Raw genomic sequence first — 5,536 nt, forward strand, 5'->3', positions numbered from 1 at the left:
ATAAATCGACTTTTCTTTGCGTGGGTCTTCATCGGCTAAGGTGACATAATCGCCTTCTGATTTGCCGTCCTTAGCGTCGGTAATCCGCCAAACCTGTTTTTTACCGGGGGTTGAGACCTTCTCTGCGTTGCCGGAAATTTTAATCCGATCCACCATTTTACCGTTGCCGTCTTCTACGGAAACCATTTTGTAGACGGCTCCCAGTGCAGGCTGATCAAAAGCGGTAATCACTTTGGTACCGACGCCCCACACGTCGATTTTAGCGTGCTGCATCTTCAAGCTGGCAATCGTGGTTTCGTCCAAATCATTTGACGCGTAGATCTTGGTATTGGGATATCCAGCGTTGTCGAGAACTTCTCGAACCCGTTTGGACAGGTAGGCCATGTCGCCTGAGTCCAGTCGGACGCCGGCAAAATTAATCTTATCGCCCATTTCGTTAGCGACTTTAATCGCGCTTGGAACCCCGCTTTTAAGCGTATCGTAAGTATCGACCAGAAAAACACAGTCGTGATGCGTTTGCGCATAGGCATTGAAAGCATCGTAGTCATTACCAAATGACTCAACCAATGAGTGGGCGTGAGTACCGCTGATGGGAATGCCAAACTTCTTGCCAGCCAACACATTGGACGTGGCGTTGAATCCACCGATGATTGTGGCCCGGGTTCCCCAAAGGGCTGCTGAAACTTCCTGCGCGCGCCGGGTGCCAAATTCCATTAACGGATCGTCTCCCACTACCGTTCGGATGCGTGACGCCTTGGTCGCAATCAACGTCTGGTAGTTGACCATATTCAAAATCGCGGTTTCCACCAATTGGCACTCGCAAAGTGTTCCTTCGACCTGTAAAATCGGCTCGTTAGCAAAAACAATGTCGCCTTCATAAGCTGATTTGATGGCGCCCTTAAATTTAAAGTTTCTTAAGTATTCTAAAAAGTTGTCGGGATAATCGGTAACTTCTCGCAGATAATCGATATCATCATCAGTAAAATTTAAATTTTCAATGTACTGGATGATATGTTCAAGCCCCGCAAACACCGCATACCCATTGCCAAAAGGAAGCTTTCGAAAAAAGACTTCGAAGACTGCCCTGCGGTTTTCCATATGCTTTTGAAAATATGTCGCCATCATGTTGATCTCGTAAAAATCGGTATGTAGCGTTAAATTATCGTGTTCTGACATATTGTGTCATTATCCTCCCAGGTAAATGTTATATAATTAGTTTATATTCTATCATTTTTGTGTTTATTAACAAAAGCATTGATAGTGATTCGAAAGATATTAATTGTTGAGGAGTAATCATGAACAACCAAAGTCACAGCCAAAAAGTGTCTATCTTGGGAATTCCCTTTGTAAACACAACAGAAACCGCCTTTCAAAACGTCTTACACGAAAAGATTGATCAGCGCATCAATACATTTGTCGTCACCGCCAATCCGGAAATTGTGATGTACGCCAAGGAACATCCAGCGTATCAGAAACTGATCACTTCTGCCAACTACATCGTCGCCGACGGTATTGGCATTGTTATCGGCGCCAAAATGCTGAAAACACCCATCAAAGAGCGGATTACAGGATACGACCTATTTATTCACCTGTTGGAATGGGGAAATGACAACCACAAATCGGCATACTTTATCGGTGCCAAAGCCGACGTGATCCGCAAATTACGCAAAGTCGTGGAAAAAAACTATCCCGACCTTCAAATTGCCGGCACCCATGATGGCTATTTTGGAGACGACCGAAATATCGTGAAGGACGTTCGCCGAACCGAACCGGATATGGTATTTGTTGCGACTGGCTACCCCAAGCAGGAAGAATTTATCGATAAAAATCGAATTGCCTCAAACGGCCTGTGGATGGGAATTGGCGGTTCATTCGATGTCTTGACCGGAACCGTTAAGCGGGCACCAAAATCTTGGCAGAAGCTGCATCTGGAGTGGCTTTACCGCGTCGTTAAAGAACCCAGCCGGATCGGTCGGTTGATGGTTCTTCCCCGTTACTTGTGGCAAGTCTTTCAGGAAAGATTTCGGAAGCACTCATAAGGACGCTTATGAAGGAGGTTTATGATGAAAGTCGTTTCGCCCAAATATTTAACTTACTTCTTGATTATTTTTGTCGGCCTTGGAATTATCCTCAACTTGGTTGAACACGAGCCGGCTATTCAAGATACTCAGTATGGGATGCTGGGGATTTACGGGCTGGCTTACGTCACCAGCTACTTAAGAATGCCGAGATTGAATTTTTACGTCATTTATTTTGTGTTATGGATGGTCGTCATGCGACAAACGGGTAGCTACTATGACTGGACTTCCTGGATTGTCTTCGCATTTGTGGCAGCGTTCATGACTTGGGTAACCGATTTGATTCGGACAAGTTACGCGAGTCGGTATGATCAGCCAAAGAAACACAAGCACCCGGATGATAAAACTCAGTGATCAATCAAATTAAAGGCAAATGAACGATCCAAAGCGTTTTGATTCCCATCCTTTCAACTCAAAAAGGGAGTGTGCCAAAAGGCGGGTTTGCTTCCGCCAAAGAGGCTTGGCATTTCATGGCCGGCGTTGCATAACCTAGGAAGCGGCCTTTTGGCACACGTTCCGGCTATATAAAATTGAAAAAACAAGGGGCTGTCGGCAAAATGTTAGTTTTGTCACAGCCCCTTTACATAGCAGTCTTGAGCTGCCACAGATTATTCTTTTTCCAAATAAAACTCAAATCGGTCCCCAACGTATTGGGTTCTCACGTACTCGAACGGACGACCGTCTTGAAGATAGGTAATTTGTCTGAGCCGCAGAATTGCTTCTCCCCGCTTAATGTTTAAATACTCCGCAATGCGTTCAGATGCCAGCATTGCCGAGACGGTTTGCTGGGCCTTGCCGATCTGCAGGCCCTTTTTTTGTTCCAACGTTCGGTAAAGTGAGCTGGTGACCTCAGACTTTTCCAGTCCTTCAACAATATTTTCCGGAACCGTAGCGACTTCAAAACAAATCGGCACTTCATCGCCATATCGAATCCGTTCCATCCGCAAAACCGCCTGGTCTTGGGTGATGTGGAGCTTTTCCATCTCACTTAATGATGGTTCCATCGTGTGATACGAAATCGTTTTGCTGGACGGCACCTTGCCTTGCGCGAGCATTAGGTCCGTGAAGCCGGTCACACCGGCCATCTTCTCCTGCACTTTTTGATTGGCAACGAACGTTCCCGATCCAACCCGACGCTCCAAAATACCCTCGTCAACCAAGGTTTGGATAGCTTGCCGCAACGTCATCCGACTCACGCCGAAATCTGTCGACAACTCGCGTTCAGAGGGGATCCGATCACCAATTTTCCACTTGTTCGCCTCAATATTTCGCTTAATTTCATTATGAATTTGAATATAAATTGGTAAACCCACTGATACCAACTCCCTTAGTCTTTATTCACGAATTTGCCATAACTATACGTTGCCATAAGGTCTAGGTGCTTGTCAAACACATTTAAGTCGGCATCATACCCGCGCTCTAGGAATCCCTTATGTGTCAGTGAGAACTCAAGCGCCTGATTGGTCGAGCTCATTTTCACCGCGGAGGCAATCGAACAGTTGGCAAATTGGATTATATTTTTGAATGCTTGATTGAATTTTAAAACCGACCCGGCAAGATGTCCGTTGGTTAAGGTTGCCCGGCCGTCATGGACGTTAACCGGCTGGCCGCCCAACTGATAGGTGCCGTCCGGCTCGCCTTTGGCTTCCATCGAATCGGAAATCAGCTCCAGTCGATCCGGTCCAATGAGTTTATAGGCAATCTGAACGGCTTCGGGGGCCACGTGGTAACCGTCACAAATCAGCTCAGCTTTGACATCGCGATCAAGCATTGCGTAGCCGACCACCCCAACCTCGCGCTGAGCAAATCCCCGTTGTGCATTAAATAAATGGGTGATCCGCGCCGGTTTGAGGGCCTTTAATTGCGCATAAGTTGCGCCGCTGTGGCCGACCGACATGACGATCCCGTGCTCAGAACAGTACGTTGAAACCTCATCATCAACCCCCATTTCAGGGGCGTAAGTCAACAATTTGACCAATCCGCCAGAAAGTCGATCCCATTCAGCAAGTTTTTCAATGTCAATCTTTTGAATGAGGTTTTCCGGTTGGGCCCCGTTATACTTGGGCGAAATAAACGGTCCCTCAAGATGAATTCCGACAATTTTTGGATTCACCGAAGCAGCCCGTAAAATCGTCTGCATGGCTTGAGAAATCAATTCCGGGCGTTGGGTCATGGTGGTTAGAAAAACGCTTGTGACGCCCTCTTGAGTCATCTTATCGACCATCTGGCTGATGGCTGCAGGATCCGTGCTCATGGTGTCAACACCATAGCCGCCATGCGTGTGAACGTCAATGAAACCGGGGACCACCAATTTCCGGCTGGCATCAATCACCTGATCGTCTGGTTTTTGTTGGTAGTCGCTCATTTCACCGACATCAAGAATTTGCTGACTGAATCGGACATAGCCTTTGTCAATCACGCGTTTGCCTGTATAAATGGTCGCGTTTATCAATACCTTTGACATTTAAATCTCCAAACTTGATTTGTTTAGCCGTTATTGCCGGTTGACTTGGCAATCGTCGCGTCAATTCCCTTGATAACGGAAGGCAAAAAGCCGGCCTGTTCCATCGCCAGGATACCGGCAATGGTGTCGCCACCCGGGGAACAAACCTTATCAATTAATTCAGCTGGTGTCTGACCGGATGCCATCAATGAATGGGCAGACCCCAACGTGGTTTGAGCGGCAATCTGGGTGGCCATTTCTTTGGTAAAACCGTACTTAACGCCGGCCCGGCTGAGACTGTCAATGAAGAAGTCAACGTACGCCACGGCACTGCCGGAAATCGCACTGAATGCCGCAAACTGACTTTCTGAAAGCTCACTGACACTGCCGGTTGCTTCATACATCGCAATCGCTTGCGCTTTCCGATCACCAGAAAGGTTCTCGTTGGCAGCGACTGCGGTCATCCCCTGACCATACTGAGAATTAATGTTTGGTAAGCTTCGAAGAATCGGTAAGTTGTAGTCAGTTAATTCTTCCAAGCGATTCAGTGAAACGCCTGAAACAATTGAAATCAATGTTTTTTGGGATGAAAGTTGATCTCGAATCTCTGCCAAAACGTCCGCGGCAATTGCCGGCACCACTGCGAGGACCACCAGATCACTATTTTCTGTGACTTGCTGGTTGGTTACTTCAGCGGTCAATCCGTACTGTTTGGCATAATTTTCATAATGGGCTTTATGTGCGCTATGCACCAATATATTTTCAGCGGGAACAAATTTGGCGTTCAATAAGCCCTGAATGATGGCTTGGGCCATTGCCCCGACTCCGATAAATCCAATTTTCATATTAACCCTCCTGATATTGCAATCGGACTATTCCAATTGTTACTAATTTGACAATAGCGGAAATGGACCAATTTTGCAATATAAAGTTGTCTATCAGAAAAAAATATAAAAAATGCCCACGACGCGTTCTTTTCGTCGTGGACATTTCTTGATTGGACTAGTTAATTTCA

The 5,536-nt window shown here is 46.5% G+C and carries 6 protein-coding genes; 2 read left to right on the forward strand and 4 right to left on the reverse strand.

Going from position 1 to position 5,536, the window contains the following annotated elements; genetic code table 11:
- A partial coding sequence (locus AB3112_RS07595) for a nicotinate phosphoribosyltransferase (RefSeq protein WP_367334223.1) occupies positions 1-1,176 on the reverse strand: 1,176 nt, incomplete at its 3' end.
- 119 nt (positions 1,177-1,295) lie between these two features.
- Here AB3112_RS07595 and AB3112_RS07600 point away from each other — a divergent pair.
- The gene (locus AB3112_RS07600) at positions 1,296-2,039 is read left to right on the forward strand and encodes a WecB/TagA/CpsF family glycosyltransferase (protein WP_367334224.1); all 744 of its coding nucleotides are present in this window, start codon (positions 1,296-1,298) and stop codon (positions 2,037-2,039) included.
- A 24-nt stretch (positions 2,040-2,063) separates the two neighbouring features.
- The gene (locus tag AB3112_RS07605) at positions 2,064-2,432 is read left to right on the forward strand and encodes a hypothetical protein (RefSeq protein WP_367334225.1); all 369 of its coding nucleotides are present in this window, start codon (positions 2,064-2,066) and stop codon (positions 2,430-2,432) included.
- Positions 2,433-2,686: 254 nt separating this feature from the next.
- Here the strand turns inward: AB3112_RS07605 and AB3112_RS07610 are convergent, their stop codons facing one another.
- Genes AB3112_RS07610 through proC form a run of 3 tightly spaced genes read right to left on the reverse strand, consistent with a single transcriptional unit; the run spans position 2,687 to position 5,366 of the window.
- On the reverse strand, positions 2,687-3,391 hold the full coding sequence (locus AB3112_RS07610) for a GntR family transcriptional regulator (RefSeq protein WP_057910325.1): 705 nt from the start codon (positions 3,389-3,391) through the stop codon (positions 2,687-2,689).
- Between the two features lie 14 nt (positions 3,392-3,405).
- Positions 3,406-4,542 carry an N-acetylglucosamine-6-phosphate deacetylase gene (nagA, locus tag AB3112_RS07615; RefSeq protein ID WP_367334226.1) on the reverse strand — a complete coding sequence of 379 codons (1,137 nt, stop codon included), beginning with the start codon at positions 4,540-4,542 and terminating at the stop codon, positions 3,406-3,408.
- A 23-nt stretch (positions 4,543-4,565) separates the two neighbouring features.
- Positions 4,566-5,366 (reverse strand): pyrroline-5-carboxylate reductase, encoded by an 801-nt coding sequence (gene proC, locus AB3112_RS07620; RefSeq protein WP_084974993.1) that lies wholly within the window; start codon positions 5,364-5,366, stop codon positions 4,566-4,568.
- Positions 5,367-5,536: the final 170 nt, after the last annotated feature.

Origin of the sequence: Lentilactobacillus sp., assembly GCF_040773105.1 — a bacterium.
Taxonomy (GTDB): domain Bacteria; phylum Bacillota; class Bacilli; order Lactobacillales; family Lactobacillaceae; genus Lentilactobacillus; species Lentilactobacillus parabuchneri.